Raw genomic sequence first — 14,765 nt, forward strand, 5'->3', positions numbered from 1 at the left:
GGTGGTACCGGCAACGCCTGTGGAAAACGCATTGCCTCGCCGGCGCGGCGAGACCATGAGTGCATGAGCAGACCGTCAACCCAGAGTCGCCGCATGAGCCCAATCCGCGTCTTGTTGCGTGTCGCGCAACGGGCTACACTTCTCCCGTGATCAAGTCCTCTCGTCACAAGGGCTTGCGCGCGCTGTTCGAGACAGGCAGCCTCGCGGGAGTCAACCCGCGTCACGCCACTCGGCTTCAGTGGCAACTTGGCCTGCTCGACACCGCACAGGTCGTCAGCGACATGGACCTCCCAGGGTTTCGACTGCATCGTCTGAAAGGCAATCAGGCGGACCGCTGGGCCATCACCGTCACCGGCAATTGGAGAATGACGTCCGAGTTCCACGAAGGGGACGCGCACGTCCTTGACTATGAGGACTACCACTGATGAGCGGTCTGAAGAAGATGCACAACCCGCCCCATCCCGGCGACATCATCGCGGGCATCTACCTCGTCGAACTCAAACTCAGCGGACGTGAGCTCGCGCAGCGGCTGGGCGTGGCGCCGTCAACCCTTTCGCGGATTCTGAACGGTTCGAATCGCGTAAGCCCCGAGATGGCGCTGCGTCTCTCGAAGGTGCTCGGTCGCACGGCGGAAAGCTGGCTGGCGATGCAGGATGCCCACGACCTGTGGGTGGCGCGGCAGCGCCACAACTTTGACGACCTCGTGCCGATCGAATCCGTGCCCACCTGAGCCGTCCACAGCATCGGCCCTACTCGAGATCCCCCAGGTCCACTCCCAGATCGATCTCACCCGGCGCGCTCATCCCGCTCGGCAGCGACGGCCGCTCCGCGCGGCCCTGCACGTGCACGATCTCCTCGGCCAGCCGCTCCGGCACCGTCGCGAGGAAGTAGGCGTCCTCGGCGGTGAGGCCGCCCATGCCGCCCACCCAGGCGCGCATGGGCGTGTGGACCACCGAGCGCGTGATAGCCAGCCTGTCGCGAGCCCGCGTCAGCGCCACGTAGAGCACGCGGCGCTCCTCCTCGACCTCGGCCTCGTCGCCCAGTGAGCGCGGCGACGGATAGGTGCCCGCCGAGGCGCCGGCGACGAACGCCCAGTCGCGCTCGAGCCCCTTCGCCGAGTGCACCGTCGAGACGATCACGTGGTCGCTCTCGCCCTGCTCGGGGGTCAGCTCGGAGGCGAACACGGGCGACAGGATGTACTCCTCGATGAACTCCAGGATGCTCCTCCGCGTGGCCGCGAGCCGCTCCACGTGCGCCAGGTCCCGCGCGCGGGCATCCCAGTTCTCGTTGCGGTACTTGTGGGCGAGGATCGGCTGGAGCATGGCAGCCGCGCGGCCTACAGCGTCGCCCACGCGCTGCGCCGCCTCCTCGATCGCGTCGAGCCCGTCGCGCAGCCAGCTAGGCATACCTTTGAGGGCCGATGCGCGCGCCTCCTTCGCGGAGGCACCTCCGTCGCGCGCGGTGAGGAACGCATCGAAGGCCCGGGCGGCCGTCACGTCGCCCACGCGCGGGATGAGCGTGAGGAGCCGCAGCCACGCCACCTCGTCGTCCGGGTTCGCCACCACGCGCAGGGCAGACAGCACGTCCCTCACGTGCGCCGACTCCAGCAGCTTCACGCCGCCGAAGAACACGTAAGGGATGTCGTTCTCGACCAGCCGCGCCTCGATCGCGCGGCCCGAGTAATTCGACCGCACCAGGATGAGGTGCGTTGACCACGGCAGTTCGTCGGCGCGGGCGCGCATCATTTCCGCGACGATCCAGCCGGCCTCGTCCTGCGGGGTCTCAAAGCTGTGCAGCTCGGGCTTCAGCCCGCGCCCCCGCACTGCACGCAGGCGCTTCTGGTAGTCCAGCGGCGACTCGGCGAGCAGCCAGTTGGCGAGGTCGAGGATCTCCTGCGTGGAGCGGTAGTTGTCCTCGAGCCGCAACACCCGTGCGCCGGGTACGCGATCGCCAAAGCTGTGAATCGACTCGAAGTCTGCGCCGCGGAAGCCGTAGATCGACTGTGCGTCGTCGCCCACGCAGTAGAACCGGGTGTGCGGCACCAGCGGGTCGATGATCTGCCACTGCAGGGGGTTGGTGTCCTGCATCTCGTCGATGAGGACCTCGTCGTAGTGGCTACCCACCCAGGCGGCGACGGCGTCGTCCCTCAGCCTCGCCGCGAACACACGCAGGATGTCGTCATACGTGAGGTAGCGGCGCTCCTTCTTGCGCTCCTCGAAGGCCCGCACCGCAGCGCCGACGGCCTTGGCGTCGATCGCATCATCGGGAAACTTCATCCGAATCGCCTCGGCAAGCGTGCGCCGGGTGTTGAGCGCGAAGGACAGCACATCCAGGATCTGCGACGCCTTCAAACCTTCGACCCGCTTGCCGCGGCCCAGGACCCCGCGCATCACCTGCGTGGTGTCGTCCTGATCAAGCACGCTCCAGCCGTCGTAGCCGAACACGTCGGGGCTGGTGCGCACCTCCCGCATCGCCCACGCGTGGAAGGTCATCGCGGCGACCGACCCCGCCCGCTGCGACGAGTCCACCTGTACCCGCGAGCGAATCTCTGCCGCCGCGCGGCGAGTGAACGTGAGCGCGAGGATGCGCTCGGGCGGGGTGCCGTTCCTGATGAGGTGCCGGATGCGCGCCACGATCGTGGTGGTCTTGCCCGTGCCCGCGCCGGCGAGGATCAAGTTGTGGCTCGCACCGGTCTCGACGGCCGCCGCCTGGGCAGCATTGAGTCCGTCCGTGTCAGCCATGCGCACCACTGTAGGCGGCGCGTATGACACCGCCGGCCCCTCGCGGGGCACCGCTGTTGCGCTTGCACGGTCGAAGTATCGGAGGATCCTGGCTGTAGCGGCAGGCGTGCCGCACCAAGGAGACGGTCCCCATGAGCCTTGCACCCACACCTCAGTCCACCGCCGACGACTGGACCGAGCACGTCTTCTCCGCCGCGCTCGGCGCGATCGACATCCTCGCGATCCACCTGGGCGACCGCCTGGGCTGGTACCGCGCCCTCGCAGACGCCGGCCCCCTCACCGCTGAGCGACTCGCGGAGCGCACGGACACGCATCCGCGCTACGCGCGCGAGTGGCTCGAGCAGCAGGCGACCTCGGGCTTCCTCCAAGCTTCCGCCGGCGACCCCATGACGTTCTCACTCCCGCCCGGTGCCGCCGAGTCCCTCACCGACGAGCGCTCCCTCGCCTACATCTCGCCGCTCGCGCGGATGCTCGTGGGCGCCGCCACCCAGATGCCCGCCCTCCTCGACGCCTACCGCACGGGCCGCGGCGTCAGCTGGGACCAGATCGGCGACGACGCGCGCTGGTCCCAGGCCGACATGAACCGCCCCTGGTTCGAGCAGATGCTTGCCGAGGCCATCGCGGGCGTCGCCGACGTCCACGACGTGCTGTCGCGGCCCGGCGCCCGCATTGCCGACGTCGCCTGCGGAGCCGGCTGGTCCTCGATCGCCTTGGCCGACGCCTACCCGCAGGCGACCGTCGTGGGCATCGACATCGACACCCCGTCCATCGAGGCGGCGCGCGCCAATGCTGCGGAGGCCGGCGTCGGCGACCGCGTCTCGTTTCTCACCGGCGACGCCGCTGAACTCGACGGCGAGTTCGACGGGGTCTTTATCTTCGAGGCCCTCCACGACATGCCCCGGCCCGTCGAGGTCCTCCAAGCGATCAAGGCAGCCGTGAAGCCCGACGGCGTCTGTGTGGTGATGGACGAGGGCGTGGGCGACTCCGTCACCGTCGGCGACGACGTGGAACGGCTCATGTACGGCTTCAGCCTGTTCGTGTGCCTGCCCGACGGCATGTCGTCCCAGCCCTCCGTCGGCACGGGAACCGTCATGCGCCCGTCGACCCTTGCCCACTATGCGCGCGACGCCGGGTTCTCCGACACCTCGGTGCTTCCCATCGAAGACTTTTCGTTCTTCCGTTTCTACCGACTCCACCTGTGAGGCACCACTAGCATCGGAGCAGTCCCCCTCACCGAGGAGTTCACATGGCAACGCCGCCATCTTCATCCCGCGCGCGCACGCGTGCCTGGCCCGGCCGCGGCCAGGTGGTGGTCATTACGGGAGGTGGCGGGGGCATCGGCTCCGCGTTCGCTCGGCTGGTCGCGGCGCGCGGCGCCCGGGTGGTGCTCGTGGACCTGCGTCCCGAGGCGGCCGATGCCGTGGCGGCTTCCCTTCCCGGCTCCGGTCACGCTGTGCTCACCGGCGACCTCACCTCGCGTGGCAACGTCGAGGGGATCATGGAGGCGATCTCCGCCGAGTACGGGCGTATCGACGTGCTGGTGAACTGCATGGGCATGACGAGCGCCGAGCGGTTCGACGACCGTGATGTGGACTCGATCGACTACGAACTGCGCGTGAACCTCAACGCCCCACTGATGATGACACGGCTCGCGATCCCGCTGCTGCGGCAGTCCTCCGACGCGCGGGTGATCACGGTCGTGTCGCTCGGCGCGATCTTCCCGCTGGGCGAGACACCCATCTACACGGCATCGAAGTACGGTCTACGAGGCGCGATGCTGTCGATCGCGCTCGACCTAGCGCCCAAGGGCATCCGGGTGTCCTCGGTACTGCCGTCCGCGACGGATACGCGCATGCTGCGCCAAGAGGCGCTGGACGGCGGCAACGCCTTGCAGTTCCAGGACCCGCCGCAGTCGCCGGAGACAGTCGCGCGGTGCATGGCGGGGCTGCTGGACCGTCCGCGGCTCGAGGCCTATCCCAAGCGCGGCGAGTCGTGGCTGGTGCGCGCCGCCCTGCTCTCCCCCAACCTGCTGCCGCGGATCATGCCGCTGTTTCGCGGGCGCGGCGAGCGCGGGCAGGCTAAGTACCTCAAGGAGCTGCGCGAGCGCGGGCTGGTGACCACGGAGGGCGAGCTGGTCGAATAGCCAGCCACGGCATCGGCCGGCTGCCGCGCCCTCGTGGACACGCACTGTGCCCTCGTGCACGCGCGTGCTTCCTGGTGGTCACAGGTTGAGGAATGCGCGGGCCCGCCGCGCCGTTGCGCCTAGGTTCCCCCTTCACGAAAGGCAGTACCCATGCACGCCCTCATTCAGCACCAGTTCGGCGACCCGACCACGGTCCTCGCGACCGAGGAGGTCGAGACCCCCGAGCCCGGCCCCGGCCAGGCGCGCGTCCGCCTGCTGCTGTCCCCCATCCACAACCACGATCTGTGGACCGTCACGGGCAACTACGGCTTCAAGCCCGAGATGCCCGCGCGCGCCGGCACCGAGGCGGTGGGCGTCGTCGAGGCCGTCGGCTCCGATGTCGCGAACCTGCAGGTGGGCCAGCGCGTGGCGAGCGCCGGCACGTTTGGCGTGTGGGCGGAGCAGTTCGTGGCCGACGCCGCGACCCTGATCCCCGTGCCGGACTCGATCCCCGACGAGGTCGCCGCGCAGCTGGTGTCCATGCCGTTTTCCGCAATCTCGCTGCTCGACTCCCTGAACCTGTCCGAGGGCGACTGGATGATCATCAACGCCGCCAACGGTGCGGTGGGTCGCATGGTCGCACAGCTCGCACCCAAGCGCGGCATCAACGTTGTGGGCCTGGTGCGCCGCGCCGAGGGAGTGGCGGAGCTCAAGGAGCTGGGCGTGACGGGCATCGTCGCGACCGACTCCGAGGGCTGGCAGGAGCGCGCGGCCGAGATCACCGCCGGCGCCCCGCTGAAGGTGGGTGTGGAGCAGGTGGGTGGTCAGGCCGCCGGCGACATGCTCGACCTGCTGGCCGAAAACGGCGAGCTGGTGGTGTTCGGCGCGATGGCGTCGCCCGAGCTCTCACTGAGGTCGGGTCAGATCATCTTCAAGCAGGCGACGGTGCGCGGCTTCTGGGGCTCGAAGGTCTCGGCAACCATGGCGGCCGAGGACCGTGCGCGGCTGATGCAGGAGCTGTTCGCCCGCATCTCGGACGGCACCATCACGCTGCCGGTCGAGGCCACATTTGGGCTTGCGGAGATCGCCGATGCCGTGGCCGCCCACTTCACCCCCGGCCGCGTGGGCAAGATCCTGCTGAAGCCGTAAACCGCCCGCACTAGCCCAAGGCCCGCGCGGCCTGCCCCAGTTCGATGGTGGGGGCAGGAAGCGCGGGCCTTCGTGCGCTCGGAAAGACCTCGTGGGCTCCTAGCTCTCCGGGTCATACATGAACTCGACAAGGTCCTGCGGACAACCGCACCCTTCGGCGATGCGCGCGGCCCACTCCAGAGCCTCGTCACGCGTGGCGCACTCGAGGACAGTGATGCCACCGTTCAGCGCGCGCGTCTCCTCGTAGGGCTCGCACTCCGTGCGGTCCGCATTGACCTGCGTCGGAGCGACCGCCCGCTCCACGCCGCCGCCGAACACCCACACGCCGGCTTCCTTGGCCTGGCGCACTACGGCGCGAGATGAGGCGGCGATCGCGGCGAGCTCGTCGCCGGTGGCGGTCAGGGCGCGCGCGGGAAACATGATGGCGAACTTCGTCATGTGACGATCATGCGACGGCACGCGCGCCCGCGCACGCTGTCGCCGGGCGGGGCCTAACTCGCGCGGTCCTCGTCCGGCGCGCCATCCTCGACCCTCGGCAACGCCTGGGTGAAGTGGCTGGCACGCTCCTCGGCCTCGGCCGACCCGGAGAAGAGTCCGCCCTCCCCTGCGGTCTCTGCCTTGCGGCGCCGGCCGCCGGAGACCGCCGCCTCGGTGACCAGGACGCGCTGGGTGGGTGCGGCGTCGGGGAGCACGGACTGGATCCACAGCACCATCGCCTCGCGGATGTAGCAGCGCAGGTCGAACAGCGTGGGGGCATCGGCCGCGGTGGCGAGGATGCGCACGCGCACATAGCCGCCGGTGGCCTCGGTCACCTGAAGGACCGATGCGCGGCCGTCGTACAGCGGCGTCTCCTCGAGAATCTTGTCGAGGTGCTCGCGCATCTTCTGGGGCGAGACGCGCCAGTCGAGGTCGAGCTCGACGGAACCGAGCAGCTCCGAGCCGTGCCGTGTCCAGTTTTGGTACGGGGTGGTGGTGAAGTACGTACACGGCAGCACCAGGCGGCGGTCGTCCCACAGGTCGAGCACCACGTAGCTGAGCGTGATCTCGCCCACCTTGCCCCACTCGCCCTCGGCGACAATGACGTCGTCCACGCGCAGGGCGTCGCTGAAGACCAGTTGAATGCCGGCGAACATGTTGGCCAGCACGGACTGCGCGGCGAGGCCGGCGACGATGGAGGCGATGCCCGCGGAGGCCAGCACCGACGCTCCGATGGCCCGCACGGAATCGAACGTCAGCAGCGCCGCGCCCACGCCGACGACCACGATCAGCGCGATCGCCAGGCGCCTCATGATGAGGGTCTGGGTGTGAAGCTTGCGCGCCAGGCGGTTGTCGCGCATGTCGATGGGGTTGCGTGCGAGTGCCTGGTCGGTGCCGAACTGCACGAACGCGATGAGCAGCCACGCGAGAGCACCGATCGCCGCGATCGACAACACCCGCGAGACGGCGGGGAGCCAGTCCGACTCGGGGATCGCGGCGTGCGCTCCGGCCCAGCCGCCCAGCAGGACCATGAGCAGCCAGAACGGGTTGCGGGCCTTCGTCATGAGGTCCGCGGCCCACGCCTTGCGGCGGGCGACGAGCCTCACGGTGATCTCGACCGCGAGGGCGATCAGGATTGCGAATCCCACCGCAATGGCGGCGGTCACGCCGTGATTCAGCCAGTCCTCGAACATAGGTCTCCCCAGGAATCGCACCGTTGATTGCTGTAGCGAACGCCGCGCGGGTGGCGATGTGTTCCCGGTCTACGGAGTCAGGCCGCGCCCCGTCACCAGGCGGCCACCCAGCGGTGCGTCCAGTTCGAAGGTCACCACACACTCGTCTTGGCTGGCGTTCGTCGGCACGAAGGGAGGCGGACCGACAGCCACGATGACGATGTCGACGGCGGTGTCGGTCTCTGTGGCGCGCGTGCGCAGCACCGTGTCGCACGAGCCCGCCGGCGCGTAGATCACCGTGAGCTCATTGCCCGCGCTGGAGTAGCTGACAATCCAGGCGCGCTCGATCATGGAGTTCGACAGCCATGCGAGCAGCGCTACGACGACGGCAATCGCCAGCGCGATCCCGACGCCGATGCCCCACCGGCGACGCACCCCCGTGGTCTCCATGGGGCCAACCTAGCGGCAGGCGCCGCCGAGCGACGGGAGAACGCTACGGCTCGGTGACCACGGCATCGGCCGCCCGCGCGAGCGCGAGCTCGCCGGTCAGCGTGAGTGCCTCGTTGGCGACGCCGTATGGCACGTGCACCCCCGCGACGTGATCGACGGCGCCGGTGAGGTGGCCGTCCTGGTCGTCGAAGAAGAGGTGCGGGCGCATGACCTCGAGCACGCGGGCCTTCTCGATGCCGCCCAGGAAGAATGCGTCGTTGACCGTCACGCCCCAGCTGCGCAGCGACTGCACGGCGCGCTCGTGGGCCGGCGCGGCGCGGGCGGTGACCAGCGCGATCCTGAGGCGCGGCTCGTAGGCGGGGTCGGCAGCCTGGCGCTCCTGCTCGAGGCGCTGGATGCGGTTGAGGTCCTCCACGAGGGGCTTCAGCAGTCCGGGAGCGTGGGCGACGTCGCGCTTGGCGACCTCGTTGGCGACGAAGCTGTCGATGCCCTCGGCCTGGAAGATGCGCTCGGACTCGTCGGTCGCGAGCACAGCGTCGAAGTCGAAGGCAATACGTAGTGAGCGGTCTGACTCGTCGTACGCTGCGGTGGTGGGCCTCACGTGGCCCGCGGGGTAGCCCGCGCGCACCGCCGTGAGGACGTCGTCGCGGTTCTGCGTAAGGAACAGGCTCATGTCGAGGGCCGGGATGTAGTCCAGCGGCGCACCGCCCTGGGTGAAGAACGCGCGCGTCACCGTGAGACCGTGGTGCTCGACGGAGCGCATGACCCTCAGCCCCGTCGACGAGTCGTTGCGCGACAGGATGATGACCTCGACCACGGGGTCGCCGGGGCGCAGGTCGTTGAGCGACAGCAGGCGCTGGATGAACGGGAAGGCGGGGCCCGGGTCCAGCGGCGAGTCCACGTTGTCGTCCTGATAGCGCGCGTAGGCGGCCTCGCCGTGCGCCCGGAAGTACGCGTCCGATTCCGTGAGGTCGAACAGCGCCGAGGACGCCACGCCCACCACGAGCCGATCGGACAGGTCGTACGCGGGCATTTGACTCCTCGGGTGGTGCGGGATGACGACGTTACCCCACCCAGATGACGGCCGCGTGTCGGGCCTGGTCAGGCCTCGGTGGCGCGCGCGGCGGCGGCCGCCGCGGTCAGCAGACGCTGGTCCTCGGGGTCCGTCAGGACGGCCGCTGCGCGGGCCTCGGCCCGCTCGGACGCTTGCGTGAGGAGTTCTCGGGTCGGGGCATCCGCGCCGCGCATGAGGTGGCCGATGACCCGCTGGACCCTGAGGCCCACCTCGATGTGCGCGGCGCCGTCGCGCGCGATGGGGCGGAACGCATCCTCGAGGAGATCCGCGAGCGCGGGGGCGGGCACGTGGACGTGGGGATAGTTGGGCTCGTCGGTGTCCGGGTTCCGGCCGTTCGACAGCATCTCACTGACCACACGGTCGATGGCGTTGAGCACCTCGATCGCCGTACCGGGGTCGTTGACGGCCGGCGACAGCGCACGGCTCGCGATCTCCGCGAGGGCGATGAGCCCCAGCCGCGGGTCCTGCTCGAAGGTGCGGTGCGACTCGACGATGAACGCGCGGCACGCGGCCCCCTGGTCGGCGTCGTCCAGAGCGCGGCCACGCACCACATAGGCCAGCGGCTCTCCCCTGCCCACCTCGGCCCCAGGAACGGTGACGACGTGCACGGTCGCGTCGCGCTCGACAGCGAACTCCTCGAGATCCTTCATGGCCAGTCCCGTGACGACGCCGGCCCGGCGTGCCGCCACCGGATGCGCCGCACGCGGAATCTCGGCGGGCGCCAGCCCACCCAGGTGGGGGTTCGCTGCGTAGGTGCGTGCGGCATCGGCCGCCGCCTGTTCGACCCTGTCGATGATGTCCGGCACCCGGCCGAACGTGGTGAGGTGCGAGATCCATCGCAGCAACGTGATCGCGACGAGGGCGATCACGGCGAGCGTGCCGAGGAACAGGATGGAGCGCGCCTGATCCGTGAAGCGGTCCGTCGACAGCGCGACGATCCCGACGATGGCGAATACGAAGCTGCCCAGGAACGTCGACAGCGCGTTCTGCGACGTGGTGTCCGCGATCAGAAGCTGCGTGGCGCGCGGGGTGGTCTGCGACGCGACGGAACCGAACGCGGTGATCATCGCCGTCAGCGAGAACGTCGTGACCGCGAGCATGGACGTCGCGAGGATCTGGAGGATGTTCTGGACGGCGTCCTCGCCGAGCTTGAGGTCAGCGGGCAGCGACGGGCCGAGCGCGGCGGCGGCGAGCACCAGGATGAGGGCCCCGGCCGTGAACAGCGAGGCGCGGAACCAGATCTGACGCGTGAGGCGGCTGAGGAACGTGCGCCAATGCATGAGGTGCCTCCGGGGTGCTGCTGCTGTGTGTAGAGCCATTGTGCCTGGTGCGAGCGAGGCTCACGCGCGCCATGATGGAGCCATGACCGATCTCCTGGGCGCCGCGATCGACGCCACAGTCCACCCTGTGGCCGCCCCCACGAGCATCCATGAGGGCTGGGTCAGCGACCCCGAGATCGCCGATGCCTCCCTCGTCGAGGCCACCGGCCGCGGCTGGGACGCGTGGGTCGCGATCATCGACGCAGGCCCCGCGAGCGGTGCGGACCACACCGCGATCGCGGACTGGGTCAAGGCGGAGACCGACATCGTGAGTTGGTGGTGGGCGCAGGCCGTCACGATCGGGTACGAACGCATCACCGGACTGCGTCTCCCAGGGCAGATGAAGGACGGCACGTTCACGGTGTCGCGCACGCGCACCCTCTCCGTTGACGTCGCGAGCGCGCGTGAAACCTTCGAGGACGCGGGTCGGCTGGCGCAGTCGGACCCGGGGCTGACGCTCACGCGCGTCTCCAAGCCCGGCGTGAAGACGCCGCGCTTTTCAGCGGCCGATGCCACCGGCACCCCGCTCGGCTCCGTCACCTTCACGGCGGACCCGGCGAAGTCAGGGGCGAAGCTCACCGTGACGCACGAGAAGCTCCCCACCGCCCAGGCGGCCGACGCGTGGAAGGCGTACTGGGCGGAGTGGATCTCTCGCCTGTGACAGGGTGGGGCGCATGAAAATCCTGCTCATCGGCTCCGGTCATGTTGGCTCGGCGGCCCATGCCGCGCTCGCGCCCCACCACGACGTCATCGTCGCTAGCCGCAGCACCTCCCCGTCGGTGGACATCACCGATGCCGCCTCGATTGAGGCGCTCTTCGAGGCCGTCGGCACCGTGGACGCGGTCGTCACCACCGCCGGCAAGGTGCCGTTCAAGCCGCTCTTGGACCTGACGGCAGAGGACTATGCGGGCGGGATTGCGGGCAAGGTGCTGAGCCAGATCGACGTGGTGCGCATCGGCCTGCCGTACGTGACCGACGGCGGCTCCTTCACGATGACGAGCGGCGTGCTCGCGCGCGAGCCCATCCGCACCGGCGCGGCCGCGTCCATGGCGAACGGCGCGCTCGAGACTTGGGTGATGGCCGCGGCTCCCGAGATGCCCCGTGGTGTGCGGCTCAACGCCGTGAGCCCTTCGGTGCTCGAGTCATCGCCCCAGCACCACCGGGCGTTCGCGGGCTTCCCGCCCGTGAGCGACGAGGCCGTGGGCCACGCCTATCGCCGCGCGGTCGAGGGCACGCAGACCGGACGCACGCACGGCATCGACTGAGTCCTGGCGGTGTCGCCGCACCATCGGCGACACCGTCCCCGCGGTCAGGTCCAGCGCAGTGGAACGCGACGTTCGCGTCGCGGCGGCGTGGGGTCGAGGCGCTCCCCGTCGCGCCCGCGCCGCCCACGGCCACTCGCGGGAGCACGCAAGGCCAGGTGCCTACGCTCGCGCAGCCGGCTCCACCAGGACAAATCCCCCATACGCTCCCCCTCGAAGCAAAACACCCAATACATTCAATGCTGAATGTGGTTGCTGCACACGACAGTAGTGCGACACCGCGCCCACTGCAACAGACGCGCGGACGTACCCTGCAGTGGTGAGCACCAGCACCCCGGCGGCGACCACGCCCGAGCAGCGCACGGTCCTGTGGATCGCCATCCTTGCGAGCTTCGTCAGCTTCCTCGACGGCACCGTGGTGAACGTCGCCCTGCCCGCGATCGTGGACGACCTGGGTGGCGGCATCACCACCCAGCAGTGGACTGTCGACGCGTACCTCATCACCCTCGGCGCGCTCATGCTCGTCGCCGGCTCCATCTCCGACACGTACGGCCGGCTGCGGGTGATCCGCTGGGGCCTCATCGGGTTCGGCGTCACCTCGGTCGCGATCGCGCTGGCCCCCACCGCGCCGTTCCTCATTGTCGCGAGGCTCCTGCAGGGCGTGGCCGGTGCACTTCTCGTGCCGAGTTCTCTGGCGCTCATCATGGCCAACTTCCGCGGCCGCGCCCAGGGCAAGGCCATCGGCACGTGGACGGCGGCGACCAGCGGCGCCATGGTGGCCGGGCCCGTCATCGGCGGCCTGCTCATCGACCTCGCGAACTGGCGGTGGGTGTTCCTCATCAACGTGGTCCCGATTGCTCTGACGCTGTGGCTGCTGACCAGGCTCGAGCAGCGGGATGTCCAGTTGCCCGATGCCCATATCGACATGATCTCCGCGGCGCTCGGCGCGATCGGCCTGGGTGGCATGGTCTTCGCGCTGATCGAGGAGCCGAACCTCGGCTGGGGGCACCCGCAGATCTGGCTCACGGGCGCGGTGGGCGTGTCAGCCTTCGTCGCCTTCGTCTGGCGTCAGGCGGTCGTCGAGCGGCCGATGCTCCCGCTGAGTTTGTTTCGCGCCCGCAACTTCGCGTGGGGCAACCTCGCGACCTTCATGATCTACGGGGCACTGTCACTCAACGGCTTCGTCCTGACGGTCTACCTGCAGGAGAGCGCGGGGCTCAGCGCGACCGCAGCCGGGCTCGCGAGCCTCCCCATCACGGTGATCATGATCCTGCTGAGCTCCCAGGTGGGCTCGCTTGCCGGCCGCCTGGGACCGCGCCTGTTCATGACGGCCGGTCCCCTCATGATGGCCGCGGGCTCGTTGCTCATGCTCACCGTGAGCGACGATTTCTCCTATTGGACGCAGGTCCTGCCGGGCATTGTGCTGTTCGGACTGGGCCTCACCGTGACCGTATCGCCGCTGACGTCGGCGATTCTCGGAGCCATCGAGACCGAGCGCAGCGGCATCGCGAGCGCGACCAACAACGCCATCAGCCGCGTGGCCGGGCTGGTCACGATCGCCCTCGTCGGCGCCATCGTGGGCGGCGCGCTCGACCTCGATGGATTCCACCGCGCGATGTGGGCGACCGCCATCCTGATGGCTGTGGGCGGGATCGTCTCGTGGCTCGGCATCCGTAACCCGGTAGCGCCCGACGAGGACTGAACGACGGCATCGGCCATCTGGGCCTACCCTGGAGCCATGAGTCATGGACCGGTCTACGTCTACTCCCAGAAGTCGCTTGCAGTCGCGTACATCTTGTGGTTCCTCTTCGGGCTGTTCGGCATCCAGCACTTCTACCTGGGCAAGATTGGCCGCGGCATCCTGTATCTCCTCACAGGCGGAATCCTCACCATCGGATGGTGGGTCGACCTCTTCACGCTGCCGGCGCAGGTGCGCCAGGTCAACGCGCAGCGCGCGGTCGGCATCCGCTAACCGAAGGACCCCACACATGTGCTCCCCCATCGCCTGCTCCGACTGCGGCAAGACCACCTGGACCGGCTGCGGCCTGCACGTCGAGCAGGCGCTCGCTGGCGTCAGCGAGGGCAACCGCTGCACCTGTGAGCGCTGAGCCCTCGCGCTCCGTGCGCGTGCTCACCGACCACGAGATCCCCGAGCGGGCACCATTCCGCATCGCGCCGGGCGACCGCGTCACCGTGGGCGAGCAGGACACCGAGTGGCCAGCCTTCGTCATGGTCATGGGCCTCACCGGCGAGGGCTGGGTGCCGTCGCGCCATCTCAGCGACGAGCGCCCCATCGCCACGGTGATTTCCGCGTATGACACGCAGGAGCTTCCCGCGAGCGCGGGCGACGTCCTTGCGCTGCTCGCCGACGACCCCGAATCGGGATGGTCCTGGTGCCGAAACGCCGCGGGCCGCGGGGGGTGGGTCCCCCACCGCGCACTGGACGTCCACTAGGACGCACGCAGGTGCACGAGGGCGCAGTCAGCGTCCACCAGGGGGCGCGAGCACGCCCGCACGCCGCGCGCGAACTGCGTTTGCCGCAGTGGACGGTGACTGTGCCCTGACGCACGCGCGTGCGCCACAGTCGACACGGGTTGAGGTTAGAGCGGCTCCACTCCCCACGCGGCCTTCTCCTCGGTGGTGTACATCGCGGTCCACGCCTCGAACTCGCCACCGTGCGCGTCGGCGACCTGATGACCCCGGTCGATGGCCTCGCGCAGCAGCCCGGGCACCAAGGCTCCGCGGAACGTCGCCACGATGGTCCACTCCGGCACGTCGTGGCTCGGTTCGCACAGTTCGCGCCACACGCCGCTGGCCCGGAGCTCCTCGGACGCCGCCTCGGCGCTTGCCTGGCGCGTGAAGGTCAGGGAGACCTCAAGTTCGCGGGGCGCGTTGGGATCGGCCCCGCGGCCCAGAAAGATCTCAAGCTGCTCCTGGTCGTCGGCGAACAGGTCGTACGGCTCCACCCTCTTGGGGCGGCGCGAGAAGAGTCCCATGG

At 69.4% G+C, this 14,765-nt stretch carries 17 protein-coding genes; 10 read left to right on the top strand and 7 right to left on the bottom strand.

From position 1 onward, the window contains the following. Window positions 1–146 precede the first annotated feature (146 nt). Together B7K24_RS10290 and B7K24_RS10295 are read left to right on the top strand one after the other, a co-directional pair. Complete coding sequence (locus B7K24_RS10290) at window positions 147–425, top strand: type II toxin-antitoxin system RelE/ParE family toxin (RefSeq protein WP_084130256.1); 279 nt, start codon at window positions 147–149, stop codon at window positions 423–425. Beyond that, complete coding sequence (locus tag B7K24_RS10295; RefSeq protein WP_084130257.1) at window positions 425–730, top strand: HigA family addiction module antitoxin; 306 nt, start codon at window positions 425–427, stop codon at window positions 728–730. Before B7K24_RS10290 ends, B7K24_RS10295 begins: the two co-directional genes overlap by 1 nt. A gap of 19 nt (window positions 731–749) precedes the next feature. Here the strand turns inward: B7K24_RS10295 and B7K24_RS10300 are convergent, their stop codons facing one another. Continuing rightward, the gene (locus tag B7K24_RS10300) at window positions 750–2,741 is read right to left on the bottom strand and encodes an ATP-dependent helicase (protein ID WP_144268248.1); all 1,992 of its coding nucleotides are present in this window, start codon (window positions 2,739–2,741) and stop codon (window positions 750–752) included. Between the two features lie 131 nt (window positions 2,742–2,872). Here B7K24_RS10300 and B7K24_RS10305 point away from each other — a divergent pair, with 131 nt between their 5' ends. From B7K24_RS10305 to B7K24_RS10315, 3 genes are all read left to right on the top strand, one after another. After that, window positions 2,873–3,943, top strand: coding sequence for a class I SAM-dependent methyltransferase (locus B7K24_RS10305; protein WP_084130259.1), 1,071 nt, complete (start codon window positions 2,873–2,875; stop codon window positions 3,941–3,943). 44 nt (window positions 3,944–3,987) lie between these two features. Continuing rightward, complete coding sequence (locus tag B7K24_RS10310; protein ID WP_084130260.1) at window positions 3,988–4,884, top strand: SDR family oxidoreductase; 897 nt, start codon at window positions 3,988–3,990, stop codon at window positions 4,882–4,884. A 150-nt stretch (window positions 4,885–5,034) separates the two neighbouring features. After that, a complete protein-coding gene (locus tag B7K24_RS10315) occupies window positions 5,035–6,012 on the top strand; it encodes a zinc-binding dehydrogenase (RefSeq protein ID WP_084130261.1) in 978 nt (325 codons plus the stop codon). A 99-nt stretch (window positions 6,013–6,111) separates the two neighbouring features. Here the strand turns inward: B7K24_RS10315 and B7K24_RS10320 are convergent, their stop codons facing one another. The 5 genes from B7K24_RS10320 to B7K24_RS10340 all read right to left on the bottom strand — a co-directional run bounded on the left by B7K24_RS10320 (window position 6,112) and on the right by B7K24_RS10340 (window position 10,466). Further along, window positions 6,112–6,450, bottom strand: coding sequence for a YciI family protein (locus tag B7K24_RS10320; RefSeq protein ID WP_084130262.1), 339 nt, complete (start codon window positions 6,448–6,450; stop codon window positions 6,112–6,114). Between the two features lie 53 nt (window positions 6,451–6,503). Then, window positions 6,504–7,682 (bottom strand): mechanosensitive ion channel family protein, encoded by a 1,179-nt coding sequence (locus B7K24_RS10325; protein WP_084130263.1) that lies wholly within the window; start codon window positions 7,680–7,682, stop codon window positions 6,504–6,506. Window positions 7,683–7,751: 69 nt separating this feature from the next. Continuing rightward, window positions 7,752–8,111 carry a hypothetical protein gene (locus B7K24_RS10330; protein WP_084130264.1) on the bottom strand — a complete coding sequence of 120 codons (360 nt, stop codon included), beginning with the start codon at window positions 8,109–8,111 and terminating at the stop codon, window positions 7,752–7,754. A gap of 43 nt (window positions 8,112–8,154) precedes the next feature. After that, a complete protein-coding gene (locus B7K24_RS10335; RefSeq protein WP_084130265.1) occupies window positions 8,155–9,144 on the bottom strand; it encodes a 5'-nucleotidase in 990 nt (329 codons plus the stop codon). Window positions 9,145–9,212: 68 nt separating this feature from the next. Further along, window positions 9,213–10,466, bottom strand: coding sequence for a DUF2254 domain-containing protein (locus tag B7K24_RS10340; protein WP_159449220.1), 1,254 nt, complete (start codon window positions 10,464–10,466; stop codon window positions 9,213–9,215). Between the two features lie 82 nt (window positions 10,467–10,548). Here B7K24_RS10340 and B7K24_RS10345 point away from each other — a divergent pair, with 82 nt between their 5' ends. The 5 genes from B7K24_RS10345 (at window position 10,549) to B7K24_RS10365 (ending at window position 14,221) form a co-directional block, all read left to right on the top strand. Continuing rightward, the gene (locus tag B7K24_RS10345; protein ID WP_084130266.1) at window positions 10,549–11,166 is read left to right on the top strand and encodes a hypothetical protein; all 618 of its coding nucleotides are present in this window, start codon (window positions 10,549–10,551) and stop codon (window positions 11,164–11,166) included. Between the two features lie 13 nt (window positions 11,167–11,179). After that, window positions 11,180–11,770: a short chain dehydrogenase gene (locus B7K24_RS10350; RefSeq protein ID WP_084130267.1), complete on the top strand. Its 591-nt coding sequence runs from the start codon at window positions 11,180–11,182 to the stop codon at window positions 11,768–11,770. A 316-nt stretch (window positions 11,771–12,086) separates the two neighbouring features. Continuing rightward, on the top strand, window positions 12,087–13,469 hold the full coding sequence (locus tag B7K24_RS10355) for an MFS transporter (protein ID WP_084130412.1): 1,383 nt from the start codon (window positions 12,087–12,089) through the stop codon (window positions 13,467–13,469). 36 nt (window positions 13,470–13,505) lie between these two features. After that, window positions 13,506–13,739: a TM2 domain-containing protein gene (locus B7K24_RS10360; RefSeq protein ID WP_084130268.1), complete on the top strand. Its 234-nt coding sequence runs from the start codon at window positions 13,506–13,508 to the stop codon at window positions 13,737–13,739. 125 nt (window positions 13,740–13,864) lie between these two features. Continuing rightward, complete coding sequence (locus B7K24_RS10365; protein WP_234986673.1) at window positions 13,865–14,221, top strand: SH3 domain-containing protein; 357 nt, start codon at window positions 13,865–13,867, stop codon at window positions 14,219–14,221. Window positions 14,222–14,367: 146 nt separating this feature from the next. Here B7K24_RS10365 and B7K24_RS10370 read toward each other — a convergent pair whose 3' ends face one another. Further along, window positions 14,368–14,763 carry a ribonuclease E inhibitor RraB gene (locus B7K24_RS10370; protein WP_084130269.1) on the bottom strand — a complete coding sequence of 132 codons (396 nt, stop codon included), beginning with the start codon at window positions 14,761–14,763 and terminating at the stop codon, window positions 14,368–14,370. Between the last annotated feature and the right edge of the window lie 2 nt (window positions 14,764–14,765).

Source organism: Demequina sp. NBRC 110055 (genome assembly GCF_002090135.1).
GTDB lineage: Bacteria > Actinomycetota > Actinomycetes > Actinomycetales > Demequinaceae > Demequina.